16 protein-coding genes are annotated in these 17,316 nt (G+C 61.2%); 3 read left to right on the top strand and 13 right to left on the bottom strand.

Going from position 1 to position 17,316, the window contains the following annotated elements; genetic code table 11:
• Positions 1 to 37: 37 nt before the first annotated feature.
• The 4 genes from folK to hda all read right to left on the bottom strand — a co-directional run bounded on the left by folK (position 38) and on the right by hda (position 3,285).
• A complete protein-coding gene (folK, locus tag RCI20_RS08390) occupies positions 38 to 514 on the bottom strand; it encodes a 2-amino-4-hydroxy-6-hydroxymethyldihydropteridine diphosphokinase (protein WP_306604323.1) in 477 nt (158 codons plus the stop codon).
• Positions 514 to 1,857 carry a polynucleotide adenylyltransferase PcnB gene (gene pcnB / locus RCI20_RS08385; protein WP_306604321.1) on the bottom strand — a complete coding sequence of 448 codons (1,344 nt, stop codon included), beginning with the start codon at positions 1,855 to 1,857 and terminating at the stop codon, positions 514 to 516. The genes folK and pcnB overlap by 1 nt, the downstream gene beginning before the upstream one ends.
• A gap of 100 nt (positions 1,858 to 1,957) precedes the next feature.
• Positions 1,958 to 2,626 carry an HAD family phosphatase gene (locus tag RCI20_RS08380; RefSeq protein WP_306604319.1) on the bottom strand — a complete coding sequence of 223 codons (669 nt, stop codon included), beginning with the start codon at positions 2,624 to 2,626 and terminating at the stop codon, positions 1,958 to 1,960.
• On the bottom strand, positions 2,623 to 3,285 hold the full coding sequence (gene hda, locus RCI20_RS08375) for a DnaA regulatory inactivator Hda (RefSeq protein WP_306604318.1): 663 nt from the start codon (positions 3,283 to 3,285) through the stop codon (positions 2,623 to 2,625). Before hda ends, RCI20_RS08380 begins: the two co-directional genes overlap by 4 nt.
• Positions 3,286 to 3,640: 355 nt before the next feature.
• Here hda and RCI20_RS08370 point away from each other — a divergent pair, with 355 nt between their 5' ends.
• Complete coding sequence (locus tag RCI20_RS08370; RefSeq protein WP_306604317.1) at positions 3,641 to 4,312, top strand: hypothetical protein; 672 nt, start codon at positions 3,641 to 3,643, stop codon at positions 4,310 to 4,312.
• Positions 4,309 to 4,896 (top strand): FlgO family outer membrane protein, encoded by a 588-nt coding sequence (locus RCI20_RS08365; protein WP_306604316.1) that lies wholly within the window; start codon positions 4,309 to 4,311, stop codon positions 4,894 to 4,896. The genes RCI20_RS08370 and RCI20_RS08365 overlap by 4 nt, the downstream gene beginning before the upstream one ends.
• Positions 4,897 to 4,963: 67 nt before the next feature.
• On the opposite strand, the gene RCI20_RS08360 is transcribed toward RCI20_RS08365, so the two are convergent.
• From RCI20_RS08360 to creB, 9 genes are all read right to left on the bottom strand, one after another.
• Positions 4,964 to 5,722 carry a TerC family protein gene (locus RCI20_RS08360; RefSeq protein WP_306604315.1) on the bottom strand — a complete coding sequence of 253 codons (759 nt, stop codon included), beginning with the start codon at positions 5,720 to 5,722 and terminating at the stop codon, positions 4,964 to 4,966.
• A gap of 59 nt (positions 5,723 to 5,781) precedes the next feature.
• Complete coding sequence (tyrS, locus tag RCI20_RS08355; protein WP_306604313.1) at positions 5,782 to 7,056, bottom strand: tyrosine--tRNA ligase; 1,275 nt, start codon at positions 7,054 to 7,056, stop codon at positions 5,782 to 5,784.
• Between the two features lie 107 nt (positions 7,057 to 7,163).
• On the bottom strand, positions 7,164 to 8,438 hold the full coding sequence (locus RCI20_RS08350; protein WP_306604312.1) for a glycoside hydrolase family 3 N-terminal domain-containing protein: 1,275 nt from the start codon (positions 8,436 to 8,438) through the stop codon (positions 7,164 to 7,166).
• Positions 8,438 to 9,754 carry a cell envelope integrity protein CreD gene (creD, locus tag RCI20_RS08345; RefSeq protein WP_306604311.1) on the bottom strand — a complete coding sequence of 439 codons (1,317 nt, stop codon included), beginning with the start codon at positions 9,752 to 9,754 and terminating at the stop codon, positions 8,438 to 8,440. Before creD ends, RCI20_RS08350 begins: the two co-directional genes overlap by 1 nt.
• 183 nt (positions 9,755 to 9,937) lie before the next feature.
• The gene (locus RCI20_RS08340) at positions 9,938 to 10,951 is read right to left on the bottom strand and encodes a virulence RhuM family protein (RefSeq protein WP_306604310.1); all 1,014 of its coding nucleotides are present in this window, start codon (positions 10,949 to 10,951) and stop codon (positions 9,938 to 9,940) included.
• Between the two features lie 95 nt (positions 10,952 to 11,046).
• Positions 11,047 to 13,605 (bottom strand): ATP-binding protein, encoded by a 2,559-nt coding sequence (locus RCI20_RS08335; RefSeq protein WP_306604309.1) that lies wholly within the window; start codon positions 13,603 to 13,605, stop codon positions 11,047 to 11,049.
• A gap of 177 nt (positions 13,606 to 13,782) precedes the next feature.
• The gene (locus RCI20_RS08330) at positions 13,783 to 13,905 is read right to left on the bottom strand and encodes a hypothetical protein (protein ID WP_306604308.1); all 123 of its coding nucleotides are present in this window, start codon (positions 13,903 to 13,905) and stop codon (positions 13,783 to 13,785) included.
• A 71-nt stretch (positions 13,906 to 13,976) separates the two neighbouring features.
• The gene (creC, locus tag RCI20_RS08325; RefSeq protein WP_306604306.1) at positions 13,977 to 15,404 is read right to left on the bottom strand and encodes a two-component system sensor histidine kinase CreC; all 1,428 of its coding nucleotides are present in this window, start codon (positions 15,402 to 15,404) and stop codon (positions 13,977 to 13,979) included.
• A 3-nt stretch (positions 15,405 to 15,407) separates the two neighbouring features.
• Positions 15,408 to 16,082 (bottom strand): two-component system response regulator CreB, encoded by a 675-nt coding sequence (gene creB, locus RCI20_RS08320; RefSeq protein ID WP_306604305.1) that lies wholly within the window; start codon positions 16,080 to 16,082, stop codon positions 15,408 to 15,410.
• Positions 16,083 to 16,233: 151 nt separating this feature from the next.
• Between creB and purM the strand changes: the two genes are divergently transcribed.
• Positions 16,234 to 17,274, top strand: coding sequence for a phosphoribosylformylglycinamidine cyclo-ligase (gene purM / locus RCI20_RS08315; protein ID WP_306604304.1), 1,041 nt, complete (start codon positions 16,234 to 16,236; stop codon positions 17,272 to 17,274).
• The last annotated feature ends 42 nt before the right edge of the window (positions 17,275 to 17,316 follow it).

Raw genomic sequence — 17,316 nt, 5'->3', positions numbered from 1 at the left:
GATACACAGAGGCGCCCGAGTGGAGTCAAGCCTTTAATTACAGGCGCTGGATTCCCTGATTGGCGACGGCGGGCAGCCAGGCGGCGAGCTGGCCGCGACCGGGAATGCACAGCTTCGGCGCCAGATCGGCCAATGGGTAAAGGACGAAGGCGCGCAGGTGCAGCCGCGGGTGCGGCAGGGTCAGGCGCGGCGTGGCGATGATCTGTTCGTCGTAGAGCAGGATGTCCAGATCGAGCGTGCGCGGTCCGTTTTTTTCCGCGCGCACCCGGCCGAATTGTTGTTCGATGGCGAGCAGCGCATCGAGCAGGGCTTCCGGCGTCAGTGTCGTTTCGACGCTGGCCGCGGCGTTGACGAATTCCGGTTGTTCGGCGATGCCGATCGGGGCGGTGCGATACAGCGCCGACGTGGCGAGGAGGCGCGTTTGTGGCAGGCCGGACAATGCCGCAAAGGCGGCGTTGACGGTAGCTGCCGGGTCACCCAGATTGGCGCCCAGAGCAATGTAAGCCCGACTCATTATTCGCTGATGTTGCGGTCGACGCCGCCATTGGCCGGTTTTTTCCGGCGCCGGCGTTTTTTCTTGTCGCCAGCGGCTTCCGGGATCAGCATTTCGGCGCGCTTGTCGCCTTCTGCCTGCTGAAAATGCGTCCACCACTCAGCCACTTCGGCATCGATTTCGCCGGCTTCGGCGCGCAACAGCAGGAAGTCGTAGCCGGCGCGGAAGCGCGGCTGCTCCAGCAAGGCATAGGGGCGTTTGCCGGCGCGCTGTTCGAAGCGTGGTTGCAGGGCCCAGATGTCCTTGATGTCGCCGGCGATGCGGCGGGTGATCGCGAGCTTTTCTCCCTGCACGTCGAGTACCGTGTCCATCGCCTGGAACAGCGCTGGAATCTTCGCTTCGCCCTTGGCCTTCATCTTGTCCCAGTGCGCCAGCACTTCGTGCCAGAGCAGGGTGGCGAACAGGAAGCCGGGCGAAGTGCCCTTGCCGCGACGAACGCGGTCGTCGGTATTGGCCAGCGCGGCCATGACGAATTTTTCGCCCATCGGTTGTTCGAGGATGACGTCGAGCATCGGCAGCAGGCCATGATGCAGCCCTTCATCACGCAGTTGCGTGATGCATTTGACCGAGTGCCCGGAGGTCAACAACTTGAGCATTTCATCGAACAGGCGAGCCGCCGGGACGTTTTCCAGCAGGCCGGCCATTTCGCGGATCGGCTTCTTGGCTTCCGGATCGATGGAGAGTCCCAATTTGGCGGCCAGACGGACGGCGCGCAGCATGCGCACCGGGTCTTCGCGATAGCGGGCGCGCGGCTCGCCGATCATGCGCAGGGTTTTGGCTTTCAGATCGCCAACGCCGTGATGATAGTCGAGCACGGTTTCCGACGTCGGGTCGTAATACAGTGCGTTGGCGGTGAAATCGCGGCGGGCGGCATCTTCTGCCTGCGAGCCGAAAACGTTGTCATGCAGGACGCGGCCGTGTTCGTCAGTCTTCGTCTTTTCATCCAGTGTGCCGCGGAAGGTGGTGACCTCCAGGGTTTCACTGCCCATCATCACATGCACGATCTGGAAGCGGCGGCCGATGATGCGCGAACGGCGGAAAGCGCGGCGCACTTCCTCCGGCGTGGCATCGGTCGCGATGTCGAAATCCTTGGGGTCGGCGCCGATCAGCAAGTCGCGGACCGCTCCGCCCACCACGAAAGCCTTGTGTCCCTTTTCCTGCAGCGTTTCGCAGGCGCGTCGGCTGCCGCTACTGATGCGGTCGCGGGTAATGCCATGGCTGGAAACGGGAATGATGGCCGGCTGATTGCTGCCGGCCCTGGACTTTTTGCCGCTGAAAACGCGGGAGATGAATTTGCGGATCACTGGTTCCTGAGATAAAAAATAGGGGAAGCCCCTGTTTCCGCGAGATACGCCGGGAATGGGATTCGGATTTGCCCCGGTTGTCTGCAGAAAAACGCGGATTTTACCGCAAACTGATGATTTCCCAGCCCATTTGGCTGGCATGAGTACGTAGTTTTTCGTCCGGATCAACAGCAATCGGGGTTTTGACCTGCTGCATCAATGGCAGGTCATTGTGCGAGTCGCTGTAAAACCAGGTGTTGGCGAAGCTGCCCCACCACAGGCCGAGGCTTTCCAGCCATTGTTCGACCCGCACAATCTTGCCGCCCTGAAACGACGGCGTGCCGGTCGGCGCCCCGGAAAATGCCCCATTTTTCACGTCGACCGCAGGAATCGTGCAGATCAGGTGCGGGACGCCGAATTCGCGGGCGATCGGGCCGGTCACGAAGCTGTTGGTGGCGGATACGACGGCGCACAGGTCGCCGGTATCGAGATGGCGTTTGACCCGCTCGCGGGCCGGCGCACTCATGATCGGCCGGATGTGCTTTGCCATGTATTCGCGATGCCAGGCATCGAGTTCGTGTCGCGGGTGCCGGGTCAGCGGTTGCAACTGGAAAGCGAGAAAGGCGTGAATGTCTAGGGTGCCGGCCTTGTAATGCTCGTAGAACTCGATGTTCTTGGCTTCCTGGATTTCCCGGTCGACGACGCCGCGCGAGATCAGGAATTGCGCCCATTCAAAATCGGAGTCGCCGGCGAGCAGGGTGTTGTCGAGATCAAACAGGGCAAGATTCATTGCGGGTCCAGAGGCAGGGTTTCAGTGAGCAGTTCGCGCAATAGCGGCAGCGTGACGGCACGTTTGTGTTCCAGGGTGTAGCGGTCGAGCGCGACGACGATGCTGGACAGCGTGCGCATGTCGCGCGGCGCGTGTCGCATCAGGTAATCGATGCTTTCGGCGGGCAGTTTCAGGGCGCGCTCCTTGGCTTGGGCGGCTAGCGCTGCCGCCTTCTCGGCATCGGATAAAACATGCAGACGGAAAATCAGGCCGGAGCCGAGGCGGGTCCGCAGGTCTTCGCGCAATGCGAGATGGACCGGCGGTTGCGCTGCTGCGGTCAACAACTGTCCGCCGGCCATTTTCAGGCGGTTGAAATGGTTGAACAGGGCGATCTGGCCGGCTTCATCCAACTGCTCGACATTATCGACGGCGAGCTGTTCGCTGGCTGCAACGTCTGCCAGCGCCGGGTTTTTTGCCGCATCGACGTAGGCAAAACCGCTGGCCTGCAGCAAATGCGAACGACCGCAACCGGCTTCGCCATAGAGACAGAAGGAGGTATCCGGACAGCTTCCGGCCAGCCAGCCAGTCAGCGCGGCAAGGGTTTCCGCATTGCCGCCGGACACGAAATTGTCCAGCGAGGGGGGGCTGGTCGGCAGGAGATCGAGAGTGAGTTGGCGCACGGTGGTTGTTTGATAAGGGCGCCGCTATTCGACGCCGGCCGGATTCTAGCATCTTGCCAATGCACTGCCGGGTTCTCCGGCGTACTGTCCAACAAGCTCTGCGGGTGGAAAAAAAGCAGTTTTTGTGGGTCGAAAACCGCAGCCGTCGGCAGCCTGGGGGGCTCAAACAGGAGTTTTAGCTTGACCAGTAATTGGGTAATTCTTAGTATTTGCCGGGTATAACAATCAATGCTGCGTAATTATTGCAATTCCGCACTTTCCAATGAGGTGGTCCATGAAACTAGTCCTAACGACTGCAGCTCTTTTGGTTATGACGGCGTTCACGGGGTGTGCTTCCCGATACGCCGACGTACCCATGCCGACACGATTCGATAATTCCAGTCAGCAGAAATTGCAGGCTGCCGAACACTGGAGAATCATCGCCAGTCATGCGGCAGCGCAACTGGCGCTGGATTTGAAAGATAAATACGGTAACCGGGCTGTCCATGTTCCGATGCCGGAAGGTGAGCAGGCTTTTGTCGGCGGTTTTCGCGAATTGTTGATTACCGAACTGGTGGCTCAAGGCATTCCTGTTTCGACCAAGCCTGCCAACGCGATGCTGGTCGACGTGCGCTATACCATCTTCAAGTTCCGTCCTGAGCGCCTGGAAAATACCCGCTATTACGGCGATGCCACGATGCTGGCTGCAGGTATCTGGGCGGTTGGCGGGGTGCTGGATGCCTCGATTGCCGCTGCGCCAGGTGTTGATGCAGGCGCCAAGCTCCTGCTTACGGTGGCCGGGCTGGAAGGTTTCTCCTGGTTGAAGAACGAAGGTATGGGTCGCGACAAGCGCGCACAAGGGTCGGTGCCGCGCTCCGAAATTCTGTTGACTACCACGGTGCAGGATGCCGACCGTATCGTCAGCCGCAAGAGCAATATTTATTACGTCGCAGATGAAGATTCTGCGCTCTACGTGAATCGTTCAGCCGCCCATACGCTGACTGTCCGTGGTGATTGCAACGGAGGGAGAAAACTGTGCGCCGAATGATGACTCGTGTTTTGCCCATTTGCCTTGCCTCGGCTTTCGTGCTGAGCGGTTGTGAAACTTTGACGCGCTCACCTCAGTCGACCGAACCGACTTACGAGCAGGCGGCACAGCACTCGTTCAAGTTGACCAACTACGCCGCACTTGACGCCTTGATGAAGGGCTACCAAGGCAGCAGCGCCGTGGCTGGCAATCACATTGCCGGCGGCAGTGGCGCTCCTTTCCTCGTTGCCACGCTGGCAAATATCGATCAGCTCGAACAGTCATCGACGCTCGGTCGTACCATTTCCGAACAGATCGCTTCCCGGATGACGCAAACCGGGCATAGCGTCATCGAGTTGAAGGTACGCAACGGCGTTTACATGAAGCGCAATGAAGGCGAATTCCTGCTGACTCGGGAAATCCGTGAAGTGGCCACCTCGCATAAGGCGCAGGCGGTCGTGATCGGCACCTACGCCGAAAGCGCCTCGTTCATTCACGTCAATCTGAAACTGGTTGATCCATCGACCAGCATCATCATTGCGGCGCATGACTATACCTTGCCGCTGGATCGTCAGAATCGCAGCATGCTGACCCGCGGTCGATAAGCATCTCGCTTCGTGCAGAAAAAAAGCCGGCATTTGCCGGCTTTTTGTTTTTGTGGGAAAGCGCGGCTTAACCGGCGTTTTCTTCCCTGGCATAGGGTTCGCGCAGTTCGACCGGTTTGCCGGGCGTCTTGCGCATCTTGATATTGAGCATCTCGACGGCGACCGAGAAGGCCATGGCGAAGTAGATGTAGCCCTTCGGGACGTGGTGGCCAAAACCGTCGGCGATCAGCACGACGCCAACCACGACGAGGAATGACAGGGCCAGCATCTTGATTGTCGGGTGGTCGGACACGAAACGGCCGATGGCGCTGGCGAAGAGCATCATCAGGCCGACCGAAGCGACGACGGCGGCAATCATCACGCCAACTTCACTGACCATGCCGACGGCGGTGATGATCGAGTCGAGCGAAAAGACCAGGTCGATGATGATGATTTGCAGAATGACCCCGGCAAAGGTCGAGGCGACCTTGCGTGACTCTTCGCCTTCCTCGCCTTCAAGCAGTTGGTGCACTTCACCGGTACTCTTCCATATAAGGAACAGGCCGCCGGTAATCAGGATCAGATCGCGGCCGGAGATGTCCATGCCGAATGGGCTGATCACCGGTGCAGTCAAGCCGACAATCCAGGAAAGCACCAGGAGCAGGCCGATACGCATGAACATGGCGAGAAACAGGCCGATTTTGCGCGTGAATTCACGTTTTTCTGGCGGTAGTTTATCGACGATGATCGAGATGAAGATGATGTTGTCGATACCCAGCACCAACTCCAGTGCGGTCAGGGTGAAGAAGGCGATCCATATTTCGGGGTTGAGGAGAAATTCCATCATGGGCATTCAAGTAGGTGAGCAAAACAAAAGGAGCGCCTTGGCGCTCCGGGAATCGAGGCTTACTGCCAGCTGATCAGGCCGTAGTTCTTCTTGCCACGGCGCAGGATGGTGAAGCGACCGTAGAGCAGTTCGTCGCCGCTGACCGCGTGGTCGAGCGCCTCAACCTTGTTGCCGTTGATGCTGACGCTGCCGCTCTGGATGAAGCTGCGCGCTTCCGACTTCGACTTGGCCAGACCGGCGGCGACCAGTGCGTCGATCAGGCCGGGATTGGCCTTGTCGATCTGGACGCCGGGCATGCCGTCCTGGGCGAGTTGTTCGAGGTCATTTTCGGTCAAATCGGCGAGTTGACCGGAGAACAGGCATTCGGTGATGCGCCGCGCCGCCATCAGCGCGACTTCACCATGCACTAGGCGGGTCGCTTCCTCGGCCAGGATGCGCTGCGCTTCTGGCTTCTGGCCGCTGGCTTTATCGGTCGCTTCGATCTCGTTGACACGGTCGACCGGCAAAAAGGTGAAGAATTTGAGGAACTTGTAGACGTCGGCGTCGCTGGTGTTGAGCCAGAACTGGTAGAAGGCGTAGGGCGAGGTCTTTTTCGGGTCGAGCCAGATGGCGCCGGACTCGGTCTTGCCGAACTTGGTGCCGTCGGCCTTGGTGATCAGCGGCAGGGTCAGGCCGTAGACCTGTTTCTGGTGCAGGCGGCGGGTCAGGTCGGTGCCGGCGACGATGTTGCCCCACTGGTCGGAGCCGCCGATCTGCAGCACGCAGCCGTGGCGCTTGTAGAGCTCGGCGAAGTCGTAGCCCTGCAACAGGCTGTAGGAGAACTCGGTGTAGGAAATGCCTTGGTCTTCGCGGGTCAGGCGCTGCTGCACGGATTCCTTCTTGATCATGGCGTTGACCGAGAAGTGCTTGCCGATGTCGCGCAGGAATTCGAGGCAGTTCATGCCGCCGAACCAGTCGTAGTTGTTGGCCATGATCGCCGGGTTGGCGCCTTCGAACTTGAGGAAGGGCTTGACCTGCTCGCGGATGTTGCCGACCCAGCTGGCAATCACGTCCGGCGTGTTGAGCTTGCGCTCGGTGGCCTTGAAGCTCGGGTCGCCGATCATGCCGGTGGCGCCGCCGACCAGGGCGATCGGCTTGTGGCCGGCTTCCTGGAAACGCTTCAGGATGAGCACCGGGACCAGGTGGCCGAGGTGCAGGCTGTCGGCCGTCGGGTCGAAGCCGCAATAGAGCGTTACCGATTCCTCAGTCAGCAGCTTGTCGAGCGTCTCGGCGTCGGTGATCTGGGCGATCAGGCCGCGCTCGTGCAGATCCTGGATGAGGGGGGACTGGTACATGGCAAAACTCTCCACTGGAACAGGCGCTCGCTGAAAGTCGCGGGCACCGAAAAATTCGGACCCGCGATTTTAGCAGAGGCGAGCGGTGCTTCAGCGACGTGACGATGTCAAATTGGTGACGACGATAGTCCTGTCAAGCGGCGCGCGCTCGCCGACAGCGTTTCCGGCGCAATTTCGCCTCGTTCCAGCACCTGCGCGGCCGCGAAGATCGCCCGGTAGACCTGGCGCGGATCGTAGCTGACCAGCACCAGGTCGACGCCGGCGGCGAGTGCCTCCGTCGCCACCCTGCCGATGCCGAGGTTGTACACCGCGCCCATGTTCAGGTCGTCGGTGACCAGCACGCCGTCGTAGCCCCAGTCGCCGCGCAGCAGCCGGACGACGGCCGGCGAGTGCGAGGCAGCGCGCTGCGGGTCGAGCGCCTCCAGCGTGACGTGGCCGAGCATCAACGCGCTGCCGGCGTGGCCGGCCAGCGCGCGGAAGGGCAGCCAGTCGGCCGCCAGTTCTGCCGGCGTTTCGCTCAACCGGGCCGGGTGCAGGTGCGTGTCACGGTCGACCCGCCCCAAACCGGGAAAATGCTTCAGCGTGCCGCGCACGCCGCTGGCGGCGAGGCCGTCGAGGTAGCCGGCAGCGACTTCAGCGACGCCTTCCGGATCGCTGCCGATGGCGCGCGCCGGGATGTCGCTGAACATCTCGCCAGCCGGCCGGTCAGCCAGGCGCAGGTCGACCACCGGGCCGAAGTTGAGTGTCACACCCAGCCCGGCCAGCGTGCCGCCCTGACGTTCGCCGTAGGCCTGCGCGGCGATGCCGGGATCGGGTTGGTCGGTCACGCCGGCCAGCGGCGGCAGGCGTTCGAGCAGCGGCGACAGGTGATTGACCCGGCCGCCTTCCTGGTCGGCGGCGACGATCAGCGGCGGCAAACCGGCCCGGGCGCGCACCGCCTGCAGGCCGGCGATCTCGGCGCGCACGTCCGCCAGGCTGCGCCCGCGCACGTTGCGCCGGCCGACGTAGATGCCGCCGATCAGCCCCTTGGCCGCCAGTTCGCGGACCTCGTCGACATCGGTGTAGCCGACGACGAAATGCCGGCCGACGGCCTGCATCGCCGGCCCGGCGGCGAGCACCGCTTCACGCTGCAAGCGGTAGTCGACCGCCTGCCAGCCGAGCAGCAGCCCGACGCCGAGCAGCAGCACCCGGCCGAGGCCCGGTAGCCGCCGCCAGCAGAGCAGCCCGAGCAGCGGCAGGCCCCACAGCAGCGCGCTTTCGCCGTGGCGCAGGCTGAACAGCAGCGGGTGCTGGTAATGCCAGGCCGAGGGCAGCAGCGCCAGCGGCCAGACATTCGCCGCCAGCGTCGCCGCGCCGCGGCGGAATGCGGTGCCGGCCGGCATCAGGCGTCCTCCGTCTTGCGGCCGAGGCCGTACCAGTCGAGTCGGCGGGTCGCCAGCATGGTCGCGCCCAGCGCCGCGAACAGCAGCAGGCTACCCATCAGCAGCGCGTTGTCTTCCGAGCGCAGCACGCCGAAGAGCACGCCGTAAAGCCCGCTCAGCCCGGCGCCGAAGGCCGCGCCCTGGCGCCAGCCGCCGAGCGCACCGGCCAGGTACCAGCCGATCAGCACGATGCAGGCCGCCGCCGACAGGCCGTAGGCGGTGGCGAAAGGCATGTGCTCGGAAAAGGCGATCAGCAGCAGGAAGAAGATCGCCAGCGCCAGCCCGACCAGCAGGTATTGCAGCGGATGGATCGGCGCCCGGCGCAGGATCTCGGTCAGGAAGAAGCCGGCAAAGGTGAGCACGATGAACAGCACGCCGTACTTCACCGCCCGCTCCGACTGCAGATAGACATTGACCGGGTTGATGAAGTCGATCGCCAGTGCCTCGCCACTGTTCGGATTGAGCGCGTTGTCGAAATTGCGGGCGAGGTGGGAGACCTCCCAGCGGGCATTGAAACCCTCGGCGCCGACGCTGCGCTCGCGCGGCAGGAAGCGGCCGCCGAAATTCGGATGCGGCCACGCCGACTTCAGCGCGATGCGGTTGCTCTCGCCGACCGGCGCGATGGCCAGGCGCGTGGTGCCGGTCAGGTGCAGCGGAAAGCTGACGGCGAAATCATGGAGCTTGCCGGCTTCGATGCGCCCGAGTGTTACGGTCAACGGCTGCAAAGGCATGATTTCCGGATCAACCTTGCCGCTGGCGAAACGGTGGCGCTGGCCGTTGATCGTCACCTCCGGATCGCTGGCCACGCCGCGCGGATCGGACAGGCCGATGATCAGCGTCGCCTGCAGGTCGAGCAATTCGGCATCGCCGCTCGGCGGCGGCGCGTTGAAGCGGAAGCGGCCGGCGACCTGGCTGTCGAGATGGAACAGCCGCGCCTGGTAGATACCGCGCTGGCGCGTCTCGACCTTGACGTTGCCCTCGATGCTCAGCGACTCCGGCGCCACCAGCCGCCGATGCTCGACCACCCGCGTGCTCTCGGTGACCTTGCCGGTCTCCGGCGCCACGCGCGTTTCGCGCAGGCGCTCGCGGTAGCGCAGCACGACAATCGGCCCGATCAGCGTCTGCGCCCCGGCCGAACTCTCGGCGATGTTCTGCTGCACCTCATGCTGCCGCTGGCTACGCTCGCGAATCTGCCCCTCGATCAGCGCCAGCGGTATCAGCAGAAGGATCGACATCGTGACGATGGCGACGATCTTGTAAAGCAGTTTCCTGTCCATGATTGGCTCCCTGGTTGAATGACGGGAGCGAGTCTGGAGGGGGCTGGTGAGGTGGTTATGAGGGCTTGTGAAGTGGGGGTGAAGTATGCGGGCAACCGGCGCGACCAGTTCGATACGTTCGTAGTGGCGCAACGTATGGACGCTAAGTCTGGTCCGCTTTGGGGCTGTAGCGCCTGATGGTTGTTACGCCTGATCCGACCCCGGATCAATTGGTGTTGTTTTTTGCAGCACTTCAAGTGCTGCCATATCTTCTGCATCAGCGAGCTCTGCGGCGTGTTGTCGGCGCGCGCTATCAAAAGCCGTGTAGCGCTCCAGTGCCAGCTTTTCCGCGACTTCAGCGCGCAGTTTGCCGGCATGCGTCAGCACTTCACGTTCATTGAAATTCAGGAAGGCGTCGAGCCGGTCAGCCCAATCGGCCATGGTCATCGTCTTGCGGCGGCGCGCCTGATCTTCGGCGAATTCCAGATACATGGTGACGACGCGGTTCAACTCGTCGATCTCCTCGGCGTTCATGTAATTCTTGGCAATCGTCACGTCCTTCTGGCGAACCTGTGTGCCGGCCCAAGTGGTCAATCCCATGTTCGGCGCCCCGACATCGGCGCGAGCGGCAATCAACTCGGCCGCCGTCTGGCCGGTGATTGCCCACAGCATCTTGTTCTGCACTTTCTTGAAGAACAATTGTGCCTCCTCGCTCTTGCCGTCGTAATCGACCGCCGTCGCATAAATGTCGCGCACCTTCTGGTAAAAGCGCTTCTCCGAACTCCGGATGTCGCGGATGCGGGCCAGCAGTTCGTCGAAATAATCCCAGCCGGCCGGGTCCTTCAGTCGCGCGTCGTCCATGACGAAGCCCTTGACCAGGAATTCGTCCAGATGTCGTGTCGCCCACTGTCGGAACTGCGTGCCGCGTGCCGAGCGTACCCGATAGCCGACGGCCAGGATCAGTGGCAGGCTGTACACCATGGTTTTACGGCGAACGCTTCTGCTGCCTTCGTCTTGAACTATTAAGCAAGACTTAATAGTTGCCTCGGTCTGCTCGCCCTCAGCCAGAATCTTGCGCACATGCTGGTTGATGTTCGGGATGCTGGTCGCGAACAACTCGGCCATCTCCTGCTGCGACAGCCAGACCGTGCCGTCCTCGGCGCGCAGCTTGATGCTGGTCTGGCCGTCTTCGGTGGTGTAGAGGATTAGTTCGGGCATATTGAGTTACCAGCGAAGGCGCCTGCTATGTGTAGCGCAATAATTTGAACATCATGGCTTCGATCCCATTTCATCCTGCTTATCTATCTGGTTATTCAAAATGGCACTTCAAAGTCGGAGTGGCAAAGGACTACAACTCGACAAACTCTATAGATCGTGGTGCCGTCGACATTGCCAACTGGAACGTGTTTTTTTGTTTCACCCCAGTGAGTGCACGATTTTGAGATGGCACTTTCAAGCGCAGCTTTCATGGACCATGCACTTTGATCGACAGAGGGTGATTCGAGTTCGGCCAACCACGAAATATGACCCTCCAAGTCGTTGCTCTCGAATAGCTGCTCATTTGGCTGGAAGTCAGAGAAATCGCTTTCTCGAACGCCATCCTCTCCATCGTGACTGACATCTCCTTCATAAATTAATAGGGTTTTCATTTCTTTTAAGGAGGAGACCAATTCTTGAAATGTTACTCGCTCGCCTCCGAGTGAGCCGATAATCAATTTGTCATGACTGGCGCCCAACTGAATCAACAACGCGCTATGCGAGTCATCTAAACCATTAAGGTTGAATAATGTCTTTTTTTGTCTTTCAGCCCAAGTTTGAATGTTTGCTAGGGAAATCTCGGGTATGGCACTTTGCCGGGCAAGGTCGCTTTGTGGTTTGGAAAATATCAAGCCAGAGATGAAGCCAAGGCGCCCGGCGAAAATTCCGTTGGTTACTCCAACGCCAAGATCATGTATGTACCTGGTATGTGCTGCACAACGCCCGTGTAGTAATCCTTGATCATTGAATACTCCTGTTACGTGGGACCATGGACCAAAATCGTCGGGATTTTTGCCGAGGTAATAAAGAGGAGCAATGCGTTGCAAAAGTTCAAAAGGAGGGAGTGTTTTCCAATCATTTGCTTTAACGACCTGCTTTTTTTGTGCGGCGGCGCAAACCGATACGTCAATGTCGAGCGCAGGAGCCAGGAAAGCGCAGGTTTGTTCCAGAGACCATCTTCCGTTGGGGTCTTTTGTAGAGCCTTCCTTAATACAAAGATCGAGAAGCTTTTCTGGCGTTAGAAAAATAGAGATACGAGTTCCAGATTTTTTTTGCCGTTCAATGCTTGAAGGCTCTCTTAGTAAGGGCCGATTTTTCGTTCCTGATGTGAATTCCAATAGCCAGCCACGATCACTTTCGTCATCTTTGGTTTCACACCGCCGCGTACAAACACGAACCTTCTCGCCCAGCATGAATACCGAGAAAAACCCGATCCCGAACTGCCCAACGGCCTCGAATCCACTTGCCGCCAGCCCGCTCCATTCCCCGCTCAGATCGGCGCTACGCCAAAGCGAGTGACCGAAATCCAGTAATACTTCGGTCAGCACGTAGCGACTCATGCCGATGCCGTTGTCCGTTACATGCAGCCAGTGGCCATCGTCGGCATCCTCGATGGCGACTTCGATTTCACCTTCGTCTTTGTTCAGGTAGCCCAGGCTACGGGCAGCGTGGATGGCATCGCGGGCGTTCTGGATCAGTTCGCGCAGGGCCAGCCAGGGTTTGTCGCCGTAGAGCTTTTCGCCGCCAAAGCGTTCGACGACCGACTGGATGTTGCTGATGCGCAGCGAGGTGTCGACCGGATACCAGTCTTTGGTCGGAACCTGGCGGGCAAAGCTTTGCGGGCTCTTGATGCCGGCAATTTCGCGTGCCGCGAGGCGTTCGCCGTGGTGGTCGCGCAACAGGCTGTCGGCGGCGCTCAGTTCCCGGTCAGCCAGGCAGGCAGCATCGTAAGCGAGCCACCACGCGGCTTGTTCGCTGGCCGGGAAGGGGCTGCCGGAAAGGATGAGTTCTTCCCGCTCGCTGTCGCATTTGACTTGATGCAATTTGGACTGGAAGCGCCAGTGCTGGCTCGATATGCCCTGCGGCTGTTTGAGCAGCATCAGGAAGCGTGGGGCGCGCTTGGCATCCATGTGGCAGGCATCAGCAACGCGCAGCAGGATTGCCAGTTTCAGTGGATCAACCGTCCAGTTTGCCGGGTTCAGGCAGCTTGGTGCGGTGACCGTGCTCTTGGCGAAGACTTCCAGTTCATGCGGGTGCGACCAGTGGCTTTGGGCTATTTGCCCGATCAGATCGCCATAGGCGTCGCGTAACTCGTCATCGGGGAATAGGCGCAACGTTGTGCCGTCGTTGTCCTTCCATTCGGCAAAGGGAAGCTCGCGGGCTTGGCGCGGATGCAGTGTGCGTAGCGTGTCGAACAGTACGGCCTGAAAGTCCTGGCTGCCTTCGGTTAGCGTGGTCGGGTCGAGTTTGCGTAGTGCCGCCGAGTCCCGCCATTCTGCGGTTGCCTGTAATTGATCGAGTCCGCCTGGATAGGCTGCACGACAATGGGCTGCGTCGTGTAGCAGGAAGGCGCCGCCGAGAACCAGAGCCTCTGCCGGGTTGAGGGGGTAATTCGGGCCGGCAATTTCCGAAGCGACCTGCCAGAGGGCGTCAACGTGGGTGATGTCATGCAGGGTCAGGTTTGGCAGTTCTGCTTTGATCAGTCCAAGGAGTTGCGCTACCCGTTCGTGAAAGCGTTCGTAGGCTTCGGTAAGGCGTTTACATTGAGCCGTATATTCAGTAAAGCCTTCAGGAAAAGCGGTTTTCCAGAGCGTGCTTTGTTGGTAGGCAAGCATTGTTTTCTGCGGCGGAGCGAGGGAGTGAAGATGTGATTATCCCCCGGAATGCCATGCCTTTGTAATGCATGCTTTTTGGCCTGTTTGGTTTGAGGGTGTTGATTTTCAAAATTACGGGATCAAGAGATAGAGCCAAATCGTCGGCATCCGCATCCAACTCATCTCGCTGCTCCAGTTTCAGTAGTGGGTGAGCATGAAGTCGTCGACGGGGCGCTGGCCACCTTTGCCGATCTCGACCATTTTCGTGACGTCACGAAAATGGTCCTCAGGGGGCGCGCTGCAGTCTGCAGTTTTATCCATGATCGCTTTTCTGAACCATTTTCCCGGGGCCGGGAAAATGCTCTTGTTTGCGAAGTGCGTTAGTTTGGCTTTCAGCCAAGTGCCAAAGTCAGCAGCGCCTCACCACCACCCTCCGGATGATTGGCAAATCCCGCCTCGCCACCGTGCAGTCGCGCCACCTCCCGCACCAACGCCAGCCCCAGCCCCGTGCTCTTCTTCCCCGTTGCCGGGCGGGGCAGGGAGTAGAAGCGGTTGAAGAGTTGCGCCAAGGCGTAGTCGGGGGCGCCGGCGCCGTGGTCGCGGAGGCGGATTTCGGCGATTTCTGCGGTCGACCGCAGAGTCAGCGAGATTTCGCCGCCGTCGGGGGAGAATTCGATGGCGTTGTCGAGCAGGTTGAGGACGGCCTGGCGCAGCAGGAAAGCGTCGCCGTTGATGTTGATGCCCGGCTCGGCGTCGATGACGCAATTCAGATTGCGGGCGGCGAGCGCGAGTTGGCGGTCGGCGACGGCGGTTTTGAGCAGTTCGGCGAGGTCGACCGCAACATTGGCGCCGGGGGCCTGCAGTTGTTCGACGCGGGCGAGTTGCAGCATGCGGTCGATGATGTCGCGCAGGCGCCCGGCCTGTTCGCCGATGCTGGCGGCGAAGCGGCGGCGGTCTTCGGCCGGGAGTTCGTCTTCGAGGATTTCGGCGGCGCCGATGACGGCGGTCAGCGGGCTTTTCATCTCGTGCGCCAGGTTCTGCACGTAGCGTTCGACGTACTGCTTGCCTTCGAGCTTTTCGCGCATGGTCGCCAGTGCCTGCGCCAGTTCGGAGAGTTGGCGGCCGCCGCCGCTTGGCGGTTCGGCCTTCTGCCCTTCGCTGACGGCGCGGGCGTAGTCGCGCAGGCGGTGGATCGACCAGCTGAGCCAGGCGGTGAATACCAGGCCGATCACCGCTGTCGCCAGCAGCAGCGTCAGGCCCGAGGCGCGGACGCGGTCGGTGGCGCGCTCGACGAAGGGGGCGATCGAGGTCATCGGCTTGGCCAGCGAGACGACGCCGATCAACTGGCCGTCGCGGCGCACCGGGGCGGCGACGTGCATGACCGAGGTGCTCGGGTCGTTCGGGTCGATCCGGCTCTGGCGGGCGCCGTATTCGCCGCGCAGCACGCGGGCGACGTCGTTCCATTTCGAAAAATCCTTGCCCTGCGCCTGCCCGGCCGAGTCGTAGACGACGATGCCGCGTGCGTCGGTGAGGGTGATGCGCAGGTCGACGCTGTCCTTCTTGATGCCATAGATTTCGGCGCCCGGGTGGCGCTGCAGCGCGGCGGCGACCGCCGTGGCGAAGGCGCCCTCGTTGATGTGCCCGGCGGCGAGTTCGCCGGCGGCCAGTTCGGCAAGCAGGTTGGCGCTGTCGACCAGGCTTTCCTCGGTCGCCTGGCGGATGCTCGGCTCGCTTTCCTTGACGAAGGTGTACAGCACGAACCAGGCGGCCAGCCCGACCACCAGGAAATAGCCGAAGAACAGGCGGACCGAGATGTTCACGGGTCAGGCGCTCAGGCTGTAGCCGAGGCCGCGATGGGTGAGGATCGCCTCTTCGTCGCGCACCGCGCGCAGCTTGCCGCGCAGCGTCTTGATGTGGGTGTCGACGGTGCGCTCCAGGCTTTCGCCGTCGTCCTGCCAGACTGCCGCCATGATCTGCGGGCGGCTCAGGATGCGCCCCGGACGTTCGAGCAGCAGCGCCAGCAGCAGGTATTCGTAGCGGGTCAGCGCCAGCCAGTGGCCGTGGTAGGCGATGCGCAGGCCGTCGCGGTCGACGGCGAATTTGGCCGTTTTTTCGGGTTGACCGCGAGATTCACCGTTGGCGTGCAGGCGGCGCAGGATGGCGCGCACCCGCGAAGCAACTTCGCGCGGGCTGAACGGTTTGGTGACGTAGTCGTCGCCGCCGAGTTCGAGGCCGACGATGCGGTCGACCTCGTCGGAACGGGCAGTCAGGAACAGCACCGGCAGGTCGGACTCGCGGCGCAGCGCGCGGCAGACGTCGAAGCCGGTGATGTCGGGCAGGCCGACGTCGAGGACGACGAAATCGACGCCGCCCTGTTGCAGCCGCGCCAGCGCCTCGCCGCCCAGCGTGCAGCATTCGGTGGCGAAGCCCTCGGCGCGCAGCGCGTAGCTCAGCGTATCGGCGATGGCCGGTTCGTCGTCGACGATCAGGATGTTCATGATGGCGGCAATGATAAGCCAGGCGGTGCCGGAAAAAGTTGCCCGGAATGCGCGTCGACCGCAGGATTTTTCATTGTTGTGTCCGGAACTTAAGAAGTGCCCGCGTTTCGGGTAAAATCTCCGGTCTTTCAGCCTGTTGGCCTTACCTATCATGACCCAGACAACTTCCCTTTCCTACCGTGATGCCGGTGTCGATATCGATGCCGGCGATGCTCTCGTCGAGCGCATCAAGCCGCTTGCCAAGAAGACCCTGCGCGAAGGCGTGCTCGGCGGTATCGGCGGTTTCGGCGCCTTGTTCGAGGTGCCCAAGCGTTACAAGGAACCGGTGCTGGTGTCCGGGACTGACGGTGTCGGTACCAAACTGCGCCTGGCGTTCGATCTGAACCGCCACGACACCGTTGGCCAGGATCTGGTCGCGATGAGCGTCAACGACATCTTGGTGCTTGGCGCCGAGTCGCTGTTTTTTCTCGACTACTTCGCCTGCGGCAAGCTCGATGTCGATACCGCTGCGTCCGTCGTTGGCGGCATCGCCAAGGGTTGCGAACTGGCTGGCTGTGCGCTGATCGGTGGCGAAACGGCCGAAATGCCGGGCATGTACCCGGCCGGTGAGTACGACCTGGCCGGTTTCGCGGTCGGCGTTGTCGAAAAATCCAAGGCCATCGACGGCAAGTCGATTGCGCCGGGCGATGTTGTGCTCGGCCTGGCTTCCTCCGGCGCTCACTCCAACGGTTACTCGCTGGTGCGCAAGATCATCGAACGCTCCAATCCGGACATGAACGCCAAGTTTGACGGCGAACGTACGCTGGCCGACGTGGTCATGGCGCCGACCCGCATCTACGTCAAGCAGGTGCTGGCGACGATGGAAAAGGTGGCGATCAAGGGCATGGCGCACATCACGGGTGGCGGCCTGCTGGAAAACGTACCGCGCGTGTTGCCGGAAAACACTGTTGCCGAACTGGAAAAGGCCGCCTGGCCGCGTCCCAAGCTGTTCGACTGGATGCAGGCCGAAGGCAATGTCGCTGAAAACGAAATGCACCGCGTGTTCAACTGCGGTATCGGTCTGGTCATCGTTGTTGCTGCGGCTGACGCCGATGCAGCGATGGCCGAACTGAAGGCGCAGGGCGAAGCGGTTTATCGTATTGGCAAGATCCGGGCCCGGCAGGGTGACGAAGCACAGACCCTCGTGGTCTGATTGCTGCCGCTTGGCTGCGGCTTTTTGCTGCAGCCTTGGGCT

The organism is Azonexus sp. (assembly GCF_030824335.1).
GTDB lineage: Bacteria > Pseudomonadota > Gammaproteobacteria > Burkholderiales > Rhodocyclaceae > Azonexus.
The sequence above is the reverse complement of the archived record's forward strand: the minus strand, read 5'-3'. Positions and strand labels throughout refer to the sequence as shown.